The sequence below is a fragment of the Nocardia sp. NPDC059229 genome, assembly GCF_042754165.1.
Classification (GTDB): Bacteria; Actinomycetota; Actinomycetes; order Mycobacteriales; family Mycobacteriaceae; genus Nocardia.
In genome coordinates this window covers 13,178-32,410 of the sequence record NZ_JBHZAK010000036.1, presented here as the reverse complement: position 1 = coordinate 32,410, position 19,233 = coordinate 13,178, and the positions used below count along the sequence as shown (strand labels likewise).

The 19,233-nt window shown below is 67.2% G+C and carries 3 protein-coding genes; all 3 read left to right on the top strand.

Annotated elements, in window-relative coordinates; genetic code table 11:
* The first annotated feature begins 2 nt into the window (after window positions 1–2).
* Window positions 3–872 (top strand): SDR family NAD(P)-dependent oxidoreductase, encoded by an 870-nt coding sequence (locus ACFXHE_RS41365; RefSeq protein ID WP_379390775.1) that lies wholly within the window; start codon window positions 3–5, stop codon window positions 870–872.
* Between the two features lie 365 nt (window positions 873–1,237).
* Entirely contained in the window at window positions 1,238–18,382 is a 17,145-nt protein-coding gene (locus ACFXHE_RS41360; RefSeq protein ID WP_379390773.1) for an amino acid adenylation domain-containing protein, read from the top strand.
* Window positions 18,379–19,065, top strand: coding sequence for a DUF6875 domain-containing protein (locus ACFXHE_RS41355; protein ID WP_379390771.1), 687 nt, complete (start codon window positions 18,379–18,381; stop codon window positions 19,063–19,065). Before ACFXHE_RS41360 ends, ACFXHE_RS41355 begins: the two co-directional genes overlap by 4 nt.
* The last annotated feature ends 168 nt before the right edge of the window (window positions 19,066–19,233 follow it).

Here is a 19,233-nt window from a genome sequence, read left to right as displayed (position 1 = left end):
CTGTGGACGAGACTCCGGTCGCACACCGTCGGCGGTCGCTCGCCGAGCGAGTGGCGATCCGGCTGCTGTACCCGACATTCCGGCCCACCGCGGTGTCCTTACGGGAGGCCGTCGCCGGCAAGGTGGTGCTGGTGACCGGAGCCTCGCACGGTATCGGCAGGGCCAGTGCGCGGAAGCTGGCCGCGGCGGGGGCGGTGGTGCTGCTGGTGGCGCGTTCCCGGTCCGAATTGGAACGGCTGGCCGCCGACATCATGGCCGCCGGCGGCGTAGCCCACGCCTACCCGGCCGACCTGACCGACACGGATGCCGTCGACCGGCTCGGCCGCACGCTGCTGGCCGAGTACGGGCACATCGATGTGGTGATCAGCAACGCGGGTAAGTCGATTCGACGTCCCATCGCCGAGTCCTACGACCGCTTCCACGATGTCACCCGCACCATCGACATCAACTATCTCGGCCCGGTGCGGCTGCTGCTGACTCTGCTGCCCGATATGCGCGCACGCGGGCAGGGGCACATCGTGAACGTCTCCACCTGGGGTGTGCTCATGCCGCCGACTCCGCGCTGGTCGGCCTACGGTGCCTCGAAGGCGGCCTTCGATGTCTGGCTGCGCAGCGTCGCCGCCGAAATCGCCGGTGACGACGTCACCACCACCTCGGTCTACATGCCACTGGTGCACACCAGAATGAGCGCCCCCACCGACTTCGGCCGGATGCCCGGCCTGACCGTCGACGAAGCCTCCGACCTCGTCACGCACGCCGTCACCGCCAAACCACGCGACGTCGCCCCGTGGTGGGCAGTCCGGGTCCAAGCCTGGTCCGCCGTCCACCGCGACCAGGTCCAGCGCTTCATGGAACGCAGGTTCCATCGCTGAAGACCGGGCCGGCCAGCGTGTCGTCCCCATTACTTTTCGGCGACATTCTTATGGCAATTGTATAGCCATTGCATCGCGCCGGATAATTTCGAAGGCCGACCGGCGCAAATGCAGGAATGGAGAGACATTTAGTCGTCGAATCGAACGTGCGAAGTCACTGAATCGTTGCTGTTCTACCGCAGCGGTGTTCCCGGTGAAGTTCTCGGGGAATACTCCAGTGCGCTGCACACCTTCCTGGTGGATATGGAAACTATCCCAGCGTGCGGCGGTGTACACGAACGTACCGATCGGCTTATACTGGCCGCGGTCGGGGTTGCAGGAAATTAAGGCGCGAATAAAGCGCGGTCCAGGGTTAGAGGGATGTAATGACTGCACCGCGACCGCAGCCCGACCCTGGCCGAGGATCGAGCGGAAATGCCGAGCCGGGCGCGTCGACCACAGAGTTGATACCGCTGTCTGCCGGGCAGCAGGGGTTGTGGCTGGCGCAGAAATTGACTCCGGATGTGCCGATATCCGAGGCGCAGTATGTCGAGTTGCATGGCGACCTCGACGGTGATCTGCTGCGTAAGGCGGCGATTCGAGCCGGCCACGAGTTCCAGTCGGGGTATCTGCGATTGGTCGAGACCGACGGTGAGCCGTATCAGCGGTACGACCCGTCGCTGAACGTGACGGGACCGGTGATCGATGTCCGTGGTGCATCGGATCCCGTCGCAGCCGGCTTGGAATGGATGCGCCGGGAGTACACAGCGCCGCTGGATATGACCCGGGATCTGTTGGTCGCAACGGCGATTGTGCAGGTGGGGGATCGGCACTATCTGCTGTACTGCCGGAGTCACCACGTCGCACTGGACGGCTACGGCGCGATGATGATCGTGAACCGGATTGCCGAGTTGTACACGGCGGCGGTGCAGGGCCACACCGCAGAGCCCACTCGGCCGGCAGACATCCGCGCCCTCTACGAGGCCGAGCGCAGCTACCGGGAGTCGAAGCGGTTCACCGACGACCAGGCATATTGGGTGAACAGGCTCGCCGATGTCGGCGAGGAGTCCAGCCTGGCCGCCGGGCAGGCGCCCGCGTGCGCGGACAGTGTTGTGGCAATCACCGAACTGTCGGCGGCGACGGTGGAGCGGATCGAACACTCGGCGAAAGCAGTGGGGGCGAGCCCGGCCGCGGTGGTGATCGCCGCATTCGGCTGTTATCTGGGTCGCAAGACCGGCCGCGACGAGGTCCTGGTCAACATTCCCGTGTCGGGTCGCACAACCGCGGTGCTGCGGCGATCCGCGGGGGTGTTCGTCAATGTGGCACCGCTTCCGATCGTCCTCGATCCACGGGACACCGTCGCGACGCTGGCGCTGCGGGTGCAGTCCGATCTGGTGGGGGTGTTGCGGCACCAGCGGTGCGGCCTCCCCGATATTCGCGCCGCCACCGGGACGCGTGGCGCCGAGCGCCGCTTCGCGGGCCCCGTTGTGAATGTCATGCTCTTCGACCAGAAGCTGCAACTCGGGCCGGTGACCGGCGAATTCCATATCCTCAGCTCCGGCCCGGTCGAGGATGTGCTGGTCGACGTGTATCGGACCGGGGATCCGCCGCGGACGCTCCTCCAGTTCTTGGCCAATCCCAACCTCTACACCGACCTCGAACTGTCGGCGCACAGCACCGCATTCGCAGAGTTCATCGACGAATTCGCCGCCGCCACAGCGGACACCGAGCTCGGACAGGTCCACCCCGCCAGCTTGGCCGACAGCGCCGGGATCCGCCGCCGCCGCGAGAACCTGGCGTTCTGGCGGGATACCCTCGCGGATCTTCCCGAGGAGCTTCGTCTGCCATTCGACAGGCCGCGGCCGGTGGTGATGTCGAATCGTGGTGCGACTGCGGATTTTTCGTTGGATGCGGGGTTGGTTCGGGGGTTGGAGGATTGTGCGCGGCGGCATGATTCTTCATTGTTCACGGTGGTGCATGGTGCGTTGGCGGTATTGCTTGCGCGGATGAGTGGTGGCACCGATATTCCGGTCGGCACAGCGGTCGACGATGCGATCGGGATGTTCGCAAATACCTTGGTGTTGCGGACCGAGATCGATCCGGGGGAGTCCTTCGCTGATCTGCTCGGGCGGGTCCGGCAGGTCGATCTGGATGCGTTGGATCATGCCGATGTCCCGTTCGAGCAAGTGGTGGACCAGCTATCTCTATCGCGACACCCCTTGTGCCAAGTGATGCTGGCATTCCGGAACGCGGAACCTGTCGAACCGGAACTACTCGACCTCGAACTGCCTGCGGTCGGCCTCTCCAGCGAAATATCCTGCTTCGACCTGCAATTCGTCCTGTCGGCAGACCCCGGCGGCGGCGACATGACCGCTGCGGTCACCTTCGTCACGGATGTGTTCGATGCCGCGACGATCGATTCTCTTGCACGTCGGTGGATCCGGATTCTGGAGTCCGTGGTAGCCGATCCGACAGTTCCGGTCGGGGCGATCGACGTGCTCGAGCCCGCCGAGCGCGCCGAGCTGCTGGCGCGTCACGGTGCACCCGCGATGGCGCCGGTCACCCTGGCCGAGCTGCTGGCGACCGCGGTCGGTGTGGATCCCGATGCGGCGGCGATCGTGTCCGGCGGCCGGGAGTTGAGTTACCGGGAGGTGGACGAGCGTTCGAATCGGTGGGCTCGGCAGCTGATCGAGCGGGGTATCGGTCCGGAAGATGTTGTCGCGATCGGTATGCCGCGTTCTGCGGATTCGGTGCTGGCGGTGTGGGCGGTTGCCAAGTCGGGGGCTGCCTTCCTGCCGATCGATCTGGGCTATCCGGTCGAGCGCGTCGCCCATCTCGTGACCGATTCGAGGGCGGCGGTTGGCCTGACGGTGGCCTCCGCCCGTGCACAGTTACCGGATGACATCGATTGGCTGACAGCGGATTACCTCGATGAGGGTGATGATCGGCCGGTCACCGACGGTGATCGGGTGCGTCCGGTTCGTGTCGACGATATCGCGTATGTCATCTATACCTCCGGATCGACCGGGCTGCCCAAGGGCGTTGCGGTCACCCATCGAGGACTGAACAACTGCGCCATCATGCACCGGGATGCCATCAGCATCGGAAACCGGTCCCGCACACTGCATCTGGCTTCACCGAGCTTCGATGTCTCGGTCCTGGAACTGCTGTTGTCGCTGTGCGCGGGCGCGACGATGGTTGTCGCACCCGGCGACAGCTTCGGCGGCGACGAACTCGCCGAACTCCTCGACCGCGAACACGTCAGCCACGTGTGTATTACGCCCTCGGCACTGTCGACCATCGACCACACCCGTTGGCTGTTACCGGATTTGGCGCATCTGATCGTCGGTGGCGAAGGCATCGGCACCGACCTGGTCGAACAGTGGAGTGGTGATCGTGAACTGCTCAACGAATACGGGCCCACCGAGACCACGATCGCGGTCACGCTGACCTCGCTGGCGGTAGGGGAGCTGGTCACGATCGGCCGTCCGATCCGCGGCGTTTCGACATTCATCCTCGACCAGCGATTGCAGCCGGTGCCGGTCGGTGTGGCGGGTGAGTTGTATGTCGCCGGTGGCCTATTGGCGCGTGGGTACTACCGTCGGGCGGGTTTGACGGCGGAGCGTTTCGTGGCGTGTCCGTGGTTGCCGGGTGAGCGCATGTATCGGACCGGTGATGTGGTCCGGTGGTCGCCCGATGGTGCGATCGAGTATCTCGGCCGGTCCGACTTCCAGGTCAAGATTCGCGGTCTTCGGATCGAGCTCGGTGAGATCGATTCCGTGCTCGCGGGTTACGCGAGTGTTGGTTATGCCGTCACGATCGGCTATCGCGCCGATTCGGGAGCTCAGTCGCTGGTCTCGTATGTTGTTGCCGCGCCCGGGTATTCGATCGATCCCGCACTTTTGGTGGAGTATGTCGCCGATCGTGTGCCGGCGTACATGGTTCCGTCCTCGATCGTGGCGCTGGACCGGATCCCGCTGACACCCACCGGCAAGCTCGATCGCAAGGCGCTGCCCGAACCGGTGTTCACCGACGACAAACCGTACCGGGCACCGCGAACACCGAACGAGCATCTCATCGCCGAGACATTCGCCGATGTTCTCCACCTGGACACCATCGGTATCGACGACTCCTTCTTCGCCCTGGGCGCAGACAGCTTGGTCGCGACCCGGGTCGCAGCGCGCCTCGGGGCCGCGCTGAATATCGAAATTCCGGTGCGGCTGCTGTTCGATGCGGCCACGACCGCGGAACTGGCCACCCGGATGGAGCAGGAGGCACTGACGGGGCGGCGACCCCGCCCGCCACTGATCGCCGGTCCGCGCCCCGATCTCGTGCCGTTGGCGCCGGCGCAACAACGAATGTGGTTCTTCAACCAATACGACACCGGCTCCGGGGCATACAACATGCCGATCGCCCTTCGGCTGCGTGGCGAATTGAACGTCGAGGCCCTGCGGCTGGCCCTGATCGACGTGCTGGCCAGACACGAATCGTTGCGAACGCGGTACCCGGATCACGACGGAATGCTGATCCAGGTCATCGAATCCGTCGACCACGTCGACCGGGAACCCACTCTGACGACGGTCTCGTTCGGCCAATTGGTCCCGGCGATAACCGAATTCGTGACCGAAGGCTTCGACGTGAGCACCCGGGCGCCGGTGCGGGCCCGGCTGTTCCGCATGGCCGATGCGGAGGAATCGGAACACGTGCTGGCCGTGGTGGTGCATCACATTGCCGCGGACGGCTTCTCGATGGCGCCCCTGGCTCGTGACGTGACGACCGCGTATGCCGCCCGGATCCGCGGTGCGGCCCCGTCGTGGACACCGCTGCCTGTCCAGTACGCGGACTATGCCCTGTGGCAGCGAGCTACCCTGGGCTCGCCGGACGAACCGGAATCGCTGTGCGCGCAGCAGATTCGATACTGGACAGAAGCATTGGACGGAGTTCCCGACGAGCTCTATCTGCCGTTCGACAGGCCGCGTCCGGCGGTGATGTCGAATCGGGGTGCCACGGCGAATTTCTCGCTGGGTGCGGGATTGGTTCGAGCGTTGGAAGATGCTGCGCGGCAGCACAATTCCTCGCTGTTCATGGTGATTCATGGCGCGTTGGCGGTGTTGCTCGCCCGGATGAGCGGGTCCGCCGATATCCCGGTCGGCACGCCGGTTGCCGGTCGTGGTGTGGCGGAGCTCGACGATATGGTCGGGATGTTCGTCAATACGTTGGTGCTGCGGACCCAGATCGATCCGGGGGAGTCGTTCGCCGATCTGCTCGGCCGGGTGCGGCGGGTCGACCTGGATGCCTTCGACCATGCCGATCTTCCGTTCGAGCAAGTGGTGGATCAGTTGGTCACGCACCGATCCCAGGCTCGCCATCCGCTGTTCCAGGTGATGCTGGCATTCCAGAACCTGGAACCGGTGAAGCTGAAGCTGCCCGATCTCGAACTGTCGGTGGTCGACCTCCCCAACAACGTCTCCCGCTTCGACCTGCAATTCATACTCTCGCAGGACCACGACAGCGGCGACATGACCGTCGCGCTCACCTTCGCCACGGACTTGTTCGATGCCGCGACGATCGATTCTCTGACCCGTCGGTGGATCCGGATTCTGGAGTCGGTGGCCGCCGACCCGACGGTTCCGGTCGGGGCGATCGACGTGCTCGAGCCCGCCGAGCGAGCCGACTTGCTGGCCCGTCACGGTGCACCTCCGGCCGCGCCGGCCACCATGCCCGACCTGTTCGCCGCCGCAGTTGGATTGGATCCTGATGCGACCGCGATCGTGGCCGGAGGACGGCAGCTGAGTTACCGGGAGGTGGACGAGCGTTCGAATCGGTGGGCCCGGCAGCTCATTCGGCAGGGGATAGGTCCGGAAGATATTGTCGCGATCGGCATCCCGCGTTCCGCGGATTCGGTACTGGCGGTGTGGGCGGTGGCCAAAACAGGAGCCGCTTTCCTGCCGATCGATCCGAGCAATCCGGCCGAACGCGTCGCCCATCTGGTGACCGATTCGAGGGCGGCTGTCGGCCTGACGGTGGCCTCCGCCCGCGCACGGTTACCGGATGACATCGATTGGCTGACAGCGGATTACCTCGATGAGGGCGATGATCGGCCGGTCACCGACGGTGATCGGGTGCGTCCGGTTCGTGTCGACGATATCGCCTATGTCATCTACACCTCCGGATCGACCGGGCTGCCCAAGGGCGTTGCGGTCACCCATCGAGGACTGAACAACTCCACCACCGAACGTCACGCCGCCCTGAGTATCGAAACCCATAGCCGCATACTGCATCTGGCCTCCCCGAGCTTCGATGTCGCGGTTCTCGAGCTGCTGTTGCCGTTGGGTTCGGGCGCGGCGATGATCATCGCACCCGGCGACGCCGTGGGCGGCGACGAACTCGCCGAACTCCTCGACCGCGAACACGTCAGCCACGTGTGTATTACACCCTCTGTCTTGTCCACGATCGACCACACCCGCTGGCCGTTGCCGGATTTGAGGCATCTGATCCTCGGTGGCGAGAGCTGTCGCACCGAACTGGTCGATCGGTGGAGTGGGAATCGCCGGCTGACGATCGACTACGGGCCCACCGAGACCACCATCACCGCGACAGTGACTTCCCCCCTGGTAGCGGGGGAGTCGGTCACGATCGGTGGACCGGTGCCGGGCGCCTCGACATGGATACTGGATCAGCGATTGCAGCCTGTGCCGGTCGGTGTGGCGGGTGAGTTGTATATCGGCGGTGGTCTGTTGGCGCGTGGGTATCTGCGCCGCGCGGGTTTGACGGCGCAGCGTTTCGTGGCGTGTCCGTGGTTGCCGGGTAAGCGCATGTATCGGACCGGTGATGTGGTTCGCTGGTCGGCCGATGGTGCGATCGAGTATCTGGGCCGGTCCGATTTCCAGGTGAAGATCCGGGGTCTTCGCATCGAGTTGGGTGAGATCGATTCGGCGGTGGCGGCGCACGAGAGCGTTGGTCATGCCGTCACGATCGGCTATCGCGCCGATTCGGGAGCTCAGTCGCTGGTCTCGTATGTTGTCGCCGCGCCGGGGTATTCGATCGATACCGCGCTTTTGGCGGAGTATGTCGCCGATCGTGTGCCGTCGTACATGGTTCCGTCTTCGATCGTGGTGCTGGACCGGATTCCGTTGACACCAGCGGGCAAGATCGATCGTAAGGCGTTGCCCGAACCGGTATTCGCCGACAACAAACCGTATCGGGCACCGCGAACACCGATCGAGCATCGCATCGCCGAGGCATTCGCCGGTGTGCTCCACCTGGACACCATCGGTATCGACGACTCCTTCTTCGCCCTCGGCGGGGACAGCATCATGTCGATCCAGCTGGTGAATCGGGCCAGAGCCGCAGGCGTGGTGTTCTCCCCACGCGACGTGTTCGAGCGCAAAACGGTCGCCGGGCTCGCCCAGGTCGCCATCCACGAGGGCGCTGCGGAGACATCCCTTCCGGCCGAACCGCCCGGCGCAGGTGTGGGTCCGCTACCGCTGACGCCGATCATGCGAGAGTTGCTCGAGCGGGCGGGGCCGACCTGCGACCGCTACTCGCAGGCGATGATGCTGGGCCTGCCGGCGGGGATCGACCGGCGGCAGCTGACCGACGCCGTGCAGGCGGTACTCGATCGGCACGACATGCTGCGTGCGCAACTGACCCCGGGCACCGACGGGTGGTGGACGTGGGAGGTGTTGCCGGCCGGAGTGATTCGCGCCGACGACGTTCTCGTGCGGGTGCCGATGGAAGCGGGGCGCGGCGAGTTCCGTGCGTTGGCGGCGGCCGAGCTGGATGCCGCTGCGGACCGGCTCGATCCGGGAGCCGGGATCGTGACGCAGGTGGTCTGGTTCGACCCGGTGAACGCGGCGGAGCCGGGCACGGTGCTGGTGGTGGTGCATCGTTCGGCGATCGATCGCGTCTCCTGGCGCGTGCTGGTCCCGGATCTCACGGCCGCGTGGACGCGGACCGCCTCCGGCGAGCTACTCGATTCGGCCCCGACCGGGACATCGATGCGCAGCTGGGCGCACGGGCTGGTCGAGGCGGCCCAACGCCCGGAGCGCGCCGCCGAGCTCGAATTGTGGCAGGCGATGACCGCCGGGAACGATCCGATGCTCGGGTCACGGCCCCTCGACCCCGCGATCGACGTGGTCGCGTCCACCCGCACGGTCCAGGTCGACGTCGACCCCGAGACGACCGAGGCTCTGCTGACCACGGTGCCCGCGGCTTTCCACGGCAGTGTGGACGACGGGCTGCTGGCGACCTTGGCGGTGACGATCGCGAGGTGGCGGCGCGAGCACGAGACAGCGACTCCCGCGGACGTGACGATCCGTTTCGAAGGAAACGGCCGTGCGGAAGGCATTGTCCCGGGCTCGGATCCGGCACGGACGGTCGGCTGGTTCGCCACGAGTTTCCCTATGCGCCTGGATCTTTCGGGCATCGATCTCGACGACGCGTACGCGGGCGGGCCGGCGCTGGGGGCAGCGGTCAAGTCCGTCAAGGAACAGCTCCTCGCCGTCCCGGACCACGGGATCGGCTACGGCCTGCTGCGGTATCTCGACGAGGACGCCGGACCGATCCTCGCCACTGCGCCGCCGCAGATCGCATTCAACTATCGTGGCGCCGAAGCGATTCCGGCCGCCGGATGGGTGCCGGTGGACGTCGGCGATGCCTCGGGTGCGGCAGAGCTCGCGGGTACACAGCCTCCGGATATGCCGGTGCCGGCGGTGCTCGACATCAATGCCCTCGTCATGGACGGCGCGAACGGGCCACGGCTGCAAGCGATCTGGTCGTATCCCTCCGGGGTTCTCACCGCTGATGCGGTGCGCGAGGTGGCGGAGTCGTGGCGCTCGGTACTGACCGCGCTGGCGGCGCACGTCCGCCGTGCCGGGAGCGGGGGACGAACGCCGTCGGATCTGGCGCTGGCCGGGCTCGGACAACCCGAGATCGAGCGGCTCGAGGACCGATATCCGGCCCTGAGCGACGTCTGGCCCTTGGCCCCACTGCAACAGGGGCTGCTGTTCCATGCGCTGGTGTCCGAGCAATCGGTGGATGCCTACATCACGCAGCTGGTCCTCGAGCTGCGCGGCCGGGTCGATCCACCGCGGCTGCGCCGAGCCGCGCACGTGCTGCTCGACCGGCATGCGAATCTGCGCGCCGCCTTCGTCACCGACCCCGGACCGGTACAGGTGGTCGACGACGACGCCGAGGCGCCATGGACGGAGCTGGACCTGTCCGGGCTGGACGACGATGCACGCGAACGCGAGTGGACGCGGCTCATGGCCACGGACCGCACCACCCGGTTCGACCCGGCGCGTGCCCCGCTGCTTCGCTGGATGCTGGTCACCACCGGGCCGGAGCAGTACCGGCTGGTGCTGACCAATCATCACCTGCTGCTCGACGGCTGGTCGACGCCGCTGCTCCTGCAGGAGCTGCTGGTGCTCTACGCCACCGACTGCGACGCAACGATGCTGCCGCAGGTGCGCTCCTACCGGGACTTCCTGACCTGGGTCGCCCGGCAGGACCCGGCGCCGTCGCTCGACGCCTGGGCCCGTGCGTTCGACGGCGCCGACGAGCCGACCCTGGTGACTGCGGCCGATCCCCGCCGTCACTACACCGAATCGCGTGCGGTGCTCGGCGAACTCACCGAGGCGCAGACCGCGGAGTTGACCGGCCGCGCACGATCCCGCGGAATCACGCTCAACACCATGATCCAGGCGGCATGGGCAATCGTGCTGGGCACGTTGACATCCCGGCAGGACGTGACGTTCGGTGCCGTGGTCTCCGGACGGACCCCGCAGATCGCGGGTATCGAATCGATGATCGGGCTGTTCATCAACACGGTCCCGGTGCGTGTCCGTCTCGACGCCACCGAAACCCTCGGCCAACTGCTCGACCGCATCCAGGCGGAGCAGGCCGCGCTGCTCGATCATCAGTCCATCGGTCTGGCCGACATCGAGCGAGCGGCCGGGCCGGGGGCGGTATTCGACACGGTGACGGTATTCGAGTCCTTCCCGGTCGACCGCCACGGGTTGACCGCGGACACCGATATCGCCGGCATGCGGCTGGTCGACGTGACCGGCGCCGACGCGGCGCACTATCCGCTGGGCGTGGTCGGGCGCGTCGACTCGCGACTGCACCTCGAGATCAAGTACCTGCCCGAGTTCTTCGACCACGACACCATCGCGGCGACCCTGCGGCGGTTCGTGGGCGTGCTGGGCGACATCGCCGCCGACCCGGATCTGCCGCTGACCCGGCTGAATCTGCTCTCGCCGCGGGAATACCGCGAATTGGCGCCGGTATCAGGTGATCCCGCGATGCCGGAGCGGATGTTGCCGGAGCTCTTCGCGGCGACGGTGGCCCGGGATCCGGGGGCGGTGGCGGTGGTGTGCGGGGACCGGCACTGGACCTATGGCGAGCTCGATGCCGAGTCGAATCGGCTGGCGCGCTTGCTGATCGGCCGAGGTGCCGGGCCGGAGACGAGTGTCGCGGTTGCGTTGCCGCGCTCCTACGAGTCAGTTCTCGCAGTGTGGGCGGTGGCGAAGTCGGGGGCGGCATTCGTCCCGGTGGATCCGCGCAATCCGGGGGACCGGATCCAGCACATGCTCCGCGATTCGGGCGTCGCGACAGGAATCACGCTGTCGGAGTGGAGGAATCGACTGCCCGGATCGGTGCGGTGGCTGGTCCTCGACGAGCCGGCGCTCGAAGCGGAGGCGGCGGGGTTGCCGGCCATGGCGGTGACCGATGCGGAGCGAATTCGGCCGGTCCGGGTCGATCACGCCGCGTACATGATCTACACGTCCGGCTCGACGGGTGTGCCGAAGGGCGTCGTGGTCTCGCACCGGGGGCTGGCGAACCTGGTGGCCGAGCAGTGCACGCGGTTCGACCTCGGGCCGGGCGCGCGGGTGCTGCATGCCGCGTCTCCCAGCTTCGACGCGGCGGTCCTGGAACTGCTCTGGGCGTTCGCGTCCGGCGGGCGGCTGGTGATCGCGCCGCCGACCGTCCTCGGCGGAATCGAACTGGCGCAGATCATTTCGCAGAACTCGGTGACCCACGCCGCGCTGACACCCACGGCCCTGAGCACGGTCGACCCGGCCGGGCTGCGGAACCTCGGGACCGTCGTGATCGGAGGCGAGGAGCCCCCACCACAACTGGTGTCACGGTGGGCGCCGGGCCGGAAACTGTTCAACACCTACGGTCCGGCGGAGGCCACGATCCAGACCGATGCCGGTGCGCCGATGGTGCCCGGTGAGGCCGCGACGATCGGCGGACCGATCCGCGGTGTCGGTGAGGTCGTGCTCGACGCGTGGTTGCGTCCGGTGCCGCTCGGCGTCGTCGGCGAGTTGTACCTCACCGGCCCGGGACTGGCACGCGGCTACCGCAATCGGACGGGTCTGACAGCGTCGCGGTTCGTCGCCGACCCGTTCGCGGGCCGCGGGCAGCGCATGTATCGGACCGGGGACCTGGTGCGGTGGCTGCGGCTACCGGAAGGAGGTCTGACCCTCGACTATGTCGGCCGGGCGGACTTCCAGGTCAAGATCCGTGGCTTCCGTATCGAACTCGGCGAGGTCGAAGCGGGCCTGCTGGCCTATCCGGGAGTGGCTGCCGCGGTGGCGACCGTGCACCGCGGTTCCGCCACCAGCGATCGGTTGATCGGGTACGTGGTGCCCGAGCCCGGCGCCGACCTGGATCCCGTCGCGATCCTCGCGTTCGCCGGGCAGCGATCGGCCCCGCACATGGTGCCGGCGACCGTGATGGTGCTCGACACGCTGCCGACGACGGAGACGGGCAAGATCGACCGCCTCGCGCTGCCCGAGCCCGACTTCACCACGGGCCGAACCGAATTCAGGGCGCCGGTCACCGAGATGGAGACGACGCTCGCGGGACTGTTCGCCGAGGTATTGGGGGTCGACACGATCGGACTCGATGACTCGTTCTTCGCCCTGGGCGGAGACAGCATCATGTCGATCCAGTTGGTGACCCGGGCCAGGGCGGCGGGTCTGGTGCTGTCCGTGCGTGAGGTGTTCGAGCGTAGAACGGTCGCCGGACTGGCCCAGATCGCGGTCCGCGACAGCGCCGCGGCAGCCTCCCTTCCGGCAGAACTGCCCGGCGGGGGTGTGGGGCCGATGCCGTTGACGCCGATCATGTGCTGGATGTTCGAGCGTGGCGAATTCGACCGCTTCTGCCAGTGGGTGATGCTGACGCTGCCGACCGGCATCGAGCAATCTGCCATCGCGGCGACCGTGCAAGCGGTGATCGATCATCACGACATGCTGCGGGCCCGGCTACAACCCGACCCCGCACACCCATCGGGCTGGGCAGTGCAGGTGCAGCCGACCGGGGCATCCGCCGCCGGACTGATCCGGCGGGTGCCGGTCGATGCGGCACCGGACAGCAGCGCGTTCACCGCGATCGCCGACGCCGAGGCACGCGCGGCCGCCGAACGCCTCGACCCCGCCGCGGGAGTCATGCTCCAGCTGGTCTGGTTCGACTGCGCCGGCGGGCCGGGCCGGCTCCTGGTCGTCGCACACCACCTGGTGGTGGACGGAGTGTCGTGGCGCATCCTCGTTCCCGACCTTGCTGTCGCCGGAGCGCAGGTGAGCGCCGGGCAACGGCCGCAGCTCATGCCCGTCGGTACGTCGATGCGACGCTGGGCGCACGCTCTCGAGACCGCTGCCGCGAACCTCGATGAACTCGACTGGTGGCGTTCCACACTCGCGGCCGCTGATCCACCGATCGGGACGCGCCCGCTCGACCCGGTCGTGGACCTGCAGGCCACCGTTGCCACCGTCCGGGTGACGCTGCCTACCGTGGTGACCCGCGCTGTACTCACCACCCTGCCCAGGGCGTTCCGCGGCAATGTGGACGATGCCCTCATCGCGGGGCTCGCACTGGCGCTGACCCGGTGGCGGCACCGCCGCGGCGACGACGTCACCGACACGCTGCTCACTCTCGAAGGCCACGGGCGCGACGACACGGTTCTCCCCGGTGCCGACCTCACCCGCACTGTCGGATGGTTCACCACCACCTCCCCGGTGCGGCTCGACCTGTCCGATATCGACATCGATGACGCGTTCGCCGCCGGCGCCGCCGCGGGGGCGGTCGTCAAATCGGTCAAGGAACAACTCCGGCGGGTCCCCGGCCACGGGATCGGCTACGGGCTGCTGCGCTACCTCAACACCGATACCGCCCGCATCCTGGGCGCGCTGCCCGACCCCCAGGTCAGTTTCAACTATCTCGGCCGATTCGACACGATTCCCGACGCGTTGCGCGACACCGGGTGGATGCCCGCCGGTGACGATGCCGCGGGCGGCAGCCAGCACCCCGGCGCATCCGCGGCAGCCGTGCTGGGCATCAACGCGGCCACCGAGGACACGCCGGACGGACCTGCCCTGACCGCGGCCTGGGACTACCCGTCCGGCCTGATCACCGCCGCCGAGGTCACCGACCTCGCGGAACTGTGGCGCGACGCGGTGACGGCTCTCGCGGCCCACGCCTCCCGGCCCGGCGCGGGCGGGCTGACGCCCTCCGACGTCGGACTCGTCGACCTCGACCAGGCCGCGATCGACCGGATCGAGGCCCGGTACCCGGAACTGGACGATATCTGGCCGCTCACGCCGCTGCAGGCAGGGCTGTTGTTCCACGCCCAGCTCGCCGACGGCGCTCGCGACGACTACATCGTGCAACTCCGGATGGAACTCGGTGGGCGCGTCGACGCTGACCGGTTACGCCGCGCCGCACAGACTCTCATCGGACGGCATCCGAACCTGCGGACCGCGTTCGTACAAGACGGTGCCGGTGAGCCGGTCCAGGCGGTCCACCGCCGTGTCGACGTGCCGCTCACCCGGATCGACCTCTCGGAAGGCGCCGACACCGCAGCGGCGCTCGATCAGCTCATGGCCGCCGACCGGCACTTCGACATGACCGCGGCGCCGCTGCTGCGACTGACACTGATCAGCACCGCCCCCCAGCGGTACACGCTGCTGCTGAGCATGCATCACATTCTGATCGACGGCTGGTCCACCCCACTGCTGATCCGGGAGCTGCTGATCCTCTACGCCGGCGACAGCGACCCCACTGCACTGCCCCCGGTGCGTCCCTACCGCGACTACCTGACGTGGCTGCAGACCCAGGATCAGGATGCGGCCGAAGCGGCGTGGGCACGGACACTCGAGGGCGTCACCGAGCCGACTCTGCTGGTGCATGCGGACCGCGGCTTCCAACGCACCGCCGCCGCTCGCGAAGTCCGGGTGGGGCTGAGCGAGCACCGCACCGCGGCCCTGGTCACGGTGGCTCACCAGCAGGAGAGCACCCTCAACACGGTCGTCCAAGCCGCCTGGGCGATCGTGCTCGCGAGCGCGACCGCGCGCGAGGACGTCGTCTTCGGCACCACCATCTCCGGACGCCCCCCGCAGCTCTCCGGCATCGAATCGATGATCGGCCTGTTCGTCAACACCGTGCCCGTCCGGGTCCGGCTCGACTACGGCGAAAGTCTCGCTCAGCTGCTTCGGCGAATCCAGGCCGAACAAGCTGCGCTGCTCGACCACGACCACCTCGGACTCGCCCGGATCCAGCGGGTGACCGGGTTCGGCGCGATGTTCGACACCGTGACCGTCTTCGAGTCCTACCCGGTCGACACGGCCGGGTTGTCCGAGGACACCGACATCGCCGGGATGCATGTCCTCGACGTGCAGGGACGAGACGCCGCGCACTACCCGCTCGGCCTGATCGTCCATCTCGGTACGCGGCTGGAGCTGACCTTCGAATACCAGCCCGGACTGTTCTCGCCCGACGAGATCGACGCCCTCGCCGGCCGGGTGCTGCGCGTGCTCGACGCCATCACCGATGACATCGATCTCTCACTGCTACGCGTCCAGCTGCTGTCGCCGGATGAGCTGGCCACCTTCGCACCCGTTCGCGGTGGGCCCAGCGTGGCGACATCGACGTTGCCGCAGGTGTTCGCGGCCGCAGCGAGGTCCGGGGCGGACGCGTTGGTCTGTGACGGTGAACGGTTGTCCTACCGCGAACTCGACGAAGTCTCGAACCGGTGGGCGCGGATACTGATCGACGCCGGAGCAGGACCGGAATCGTTTGTGGCCGTGGCATTACCGCGCTCCATCGACGCCATGATCGCCGTCTGGGCGGTCGCCAAGACCGGCGCCGCGTTCGTGCAGATCGACCCCACCCAGCCCGAAGACCGGATCAGCGGCATTCTCGCCGATGCCGGTGCCATCGCAGGGCTGACCGCCGAGTCCTATCGAGACCGGCTGCCGGGCGACACCACGTGGCTCAGCCTCGACAGTCCCGCATTCGCCGCGAAGGCAATGTCGTTGTCCGCCAACGCGATCGAGGATTCCGAGCGCACGGCCATGCTCCGGCCGGAGCATCCCGCCTACCTGATCTACACCTCGGGCTCGACCGGGACCCCCAAGGGCGTCGTGGTCACCCATACCGGGATTGCGAATCTGGCGGCCGAAGCGCGGGAGCAGTTCGGCCTCACCTCGTCGTCTCGAATGCTGGCCGCGGCCTCGCCGACCTTCGACGTGTCGATCCTCGAATGGCTCAGCGCCGTCGCCGCTGGAGCCACCCTGGTGCTCGCACCGGAGCGTGTGGTCGCCGGCGCCGAACTGGCCGAGCTGATCGAGGCCGCACAGGTCACGCATGCGGCCGTCACTCCGACTGTGCTCGCATCGCTGCGCCCGGACGGACTCGATACCCTCCACACCCTGATCCTCGGCGGCGAGACATGCTCACCGGATCTGGCAACCCGATGGGCCCCGGACCGCACGCTGATCAACGCTTACGGGACGACCGAGACCACCATCCAGAGCTGCACCGACGTTCTCCTGACCACAACCGCCGACGGTCCACCGCCGATCGGCGGCCCGGCCCGCGGGTTCTCCGCCGTCGTGCTCGACCGCAGACTGCGCCCGGTCCCGCCCGGAGTGGTCGGCGAACTGTATCTGTCCGGACCGGGCATCGCCCGCGGCTACCACGGGCAACCCGCGCTCACGGCAGCACGATTCATCCCCGACCCGTACGGGCCGGCCGGGACCCGCATGTATCGCACCGGTGATCTGGTCACCTGGACCAGCGACCGGAGACTGCAGTACCTGGGCCGTAGCGATCTGCAGATCAAGGTCAACGGCCATCGCATCGAACCAGGCGACATCGAAACCGCGTTGTGCAGTCATCCCGACGTCTCGCGTGCCGCCGTCGCGGTCCACACCCGGCCCGACGGCGTCGACCAGCTCACGGGCTATGTGGTACCCGCCCCGCACGCCACACCGGATGTCGCGGTGCTGACCGGGCACCTCGCTACCCGATTGCCGACCCACATGATCCCGACCGCCATCGTGACGCTCGACCGGATACCGCTCACGACCACCGGCAAACTCGATCACAACGCCCTGCCCGCACCCGACCTGCGCGGTCGGGCTCGGTTCCGGGCGCCGTCCACCCCGCTCGAGGCCACCGTGTGCGAAGCCTTCGGTCAAACCCTCGACATCGAACGAATCGGAGTCGACGACGGCTTCTTCGCTCTCGGCGGCAACTCGCTGGCCGCCACCCAACTGGTGGCGCGGCTCGCGGAGTCCACCGGTGTCACCGTGCCGCTGCAATGGCTCTTCACCGATCCGACGCCGCAGTTGCTGGCCCTCCGCATCGAGAGCCGCCGCGAAGGTCTCGCAGGGGACGTCGACGGACAGGATCTCGCAGGGGCGCTCGCCGTGATGCTGCCGCTGCGCGCTGCCGGAACCGATCCGCCGCTGTTCTGTGTTCACCCGGCGGTCGGATTGGCGTGGGGCTTCAGCGGACTCGTGCAGTACCTCGATTCCGACCGTCCCGTCCGAGGGCTGCAATCTCCCGCGCTGTCCGACCCCACCGTGCGGTTCGACACCCTCGACGAACTCGCCGCCCGCTATGTGCAGGAGATCCGGTCCGTCCAGCCGCACGGCCCCTATCATCTGCTCGGCTACTCGCTCGGCGGCACCATCGCGCACGCGATCGCGGTCCAGCTCCGCCGCGACGGCGATTCCGTCGCCACCCTGGCCATGATGGACACCCGCGTCGTCACGGCCGACAGCTTCCGGGGTCCCACACCCTCCGTGGCGACGATGCTCGCCGAGTTCGGCGGTTTCGCCGTTCCGGACGGCCACACCGAGCTGACCGTCGAGGCCGCAACCGAGTTGCTGCACCGGCAAGGCGGACTCTTCACCGAGGTGACCCCCGAGCACATCGTGAGTTTGCAACGCGACTACACCCGGCTCATCGACCTCACCTGGAGCCATCGGCCGGGACTGTTCGACGGCGATCTGATCTACTTCAGCGCCGCCGACCACCACGTCGACGGGTCCTCTCCTGCTCATGCCTGGAACGACCACATCACCGGTCGTATCAGCGAGCACCGGATTCCCGTCCAGCACGAACGGATGACCGATCAGGATGCGCTCCGCGCCATCGGTTTTGTCCTCACCGAGCACTTCCGGTCCATCCACACCGCCCCCACGGAGTCACAAACCCCAGCAAGGACAAGCCGATCATGAGCACCGACCGAATCGTCGGAACACGTTCCGGCGTCGAGCCAGTCAACCTGTTCGCCCCCGATGTGGCAGCAGGTAACGGCATGCACCCTCACCTTGCCGAACTGCGCCGATGGATGGTCGATTACCTGTGCCAATCCCACCCCGACCTGGGCCGGCCCGGCCATGTCTGCCCCTACACCAGCCACGCCATCGCACTGCGATCCCTGTGGGCCGCATTCATTCCCGGTCGTGATGTCGACCGCTCGCGCATCACCGCAATAGTCGCCGACCTCTACGACCTGTTTCCCACCCTGCCACCCCGGACCGAACCCGATTCCAAACTCAAGGCCGTCATCGCGGTCTTCCCCGACCTCACCGAATACGCCGACATCGACACCGTTCAGCACGACCAGAAAACCAAATTCGTCGAACAGGGCCTGATGCTCGGCCAGTTCTACCCCGGCTGCACCGTCCCCGGCCTCCACAACCCGTCCTTCCCCGCCCTGGACGCCCCCCTCCCCATGCTCGCCATCCGCTACATGGCTGCCACCGACTTCCCATTCCTCAGCTCCCGCCACGAATGGATGAACTTCTATCTCAAGATCTTCGCCCCCGCCATCCCCAAGTTCATCGCCACCGCGATGTCCGACCGACTCGTCGTAACCCCCGACGCCCCACCCGACCTCGGTCCGGACGGCCGGTAACATCACGTTTCAACCAGCCATCTTCTATGGCGCGAGAAAGGTTCGGCTGCGACTGAATCGGGGAGAACGCACAACCATCGCCGCAGCTTCGGACCCGCGAATGCGAGGGCGAAAGGTGAAAGATGTTGTGCACCAACGGTTAGGTGTCTCCATTCGGATCTGCCGCGC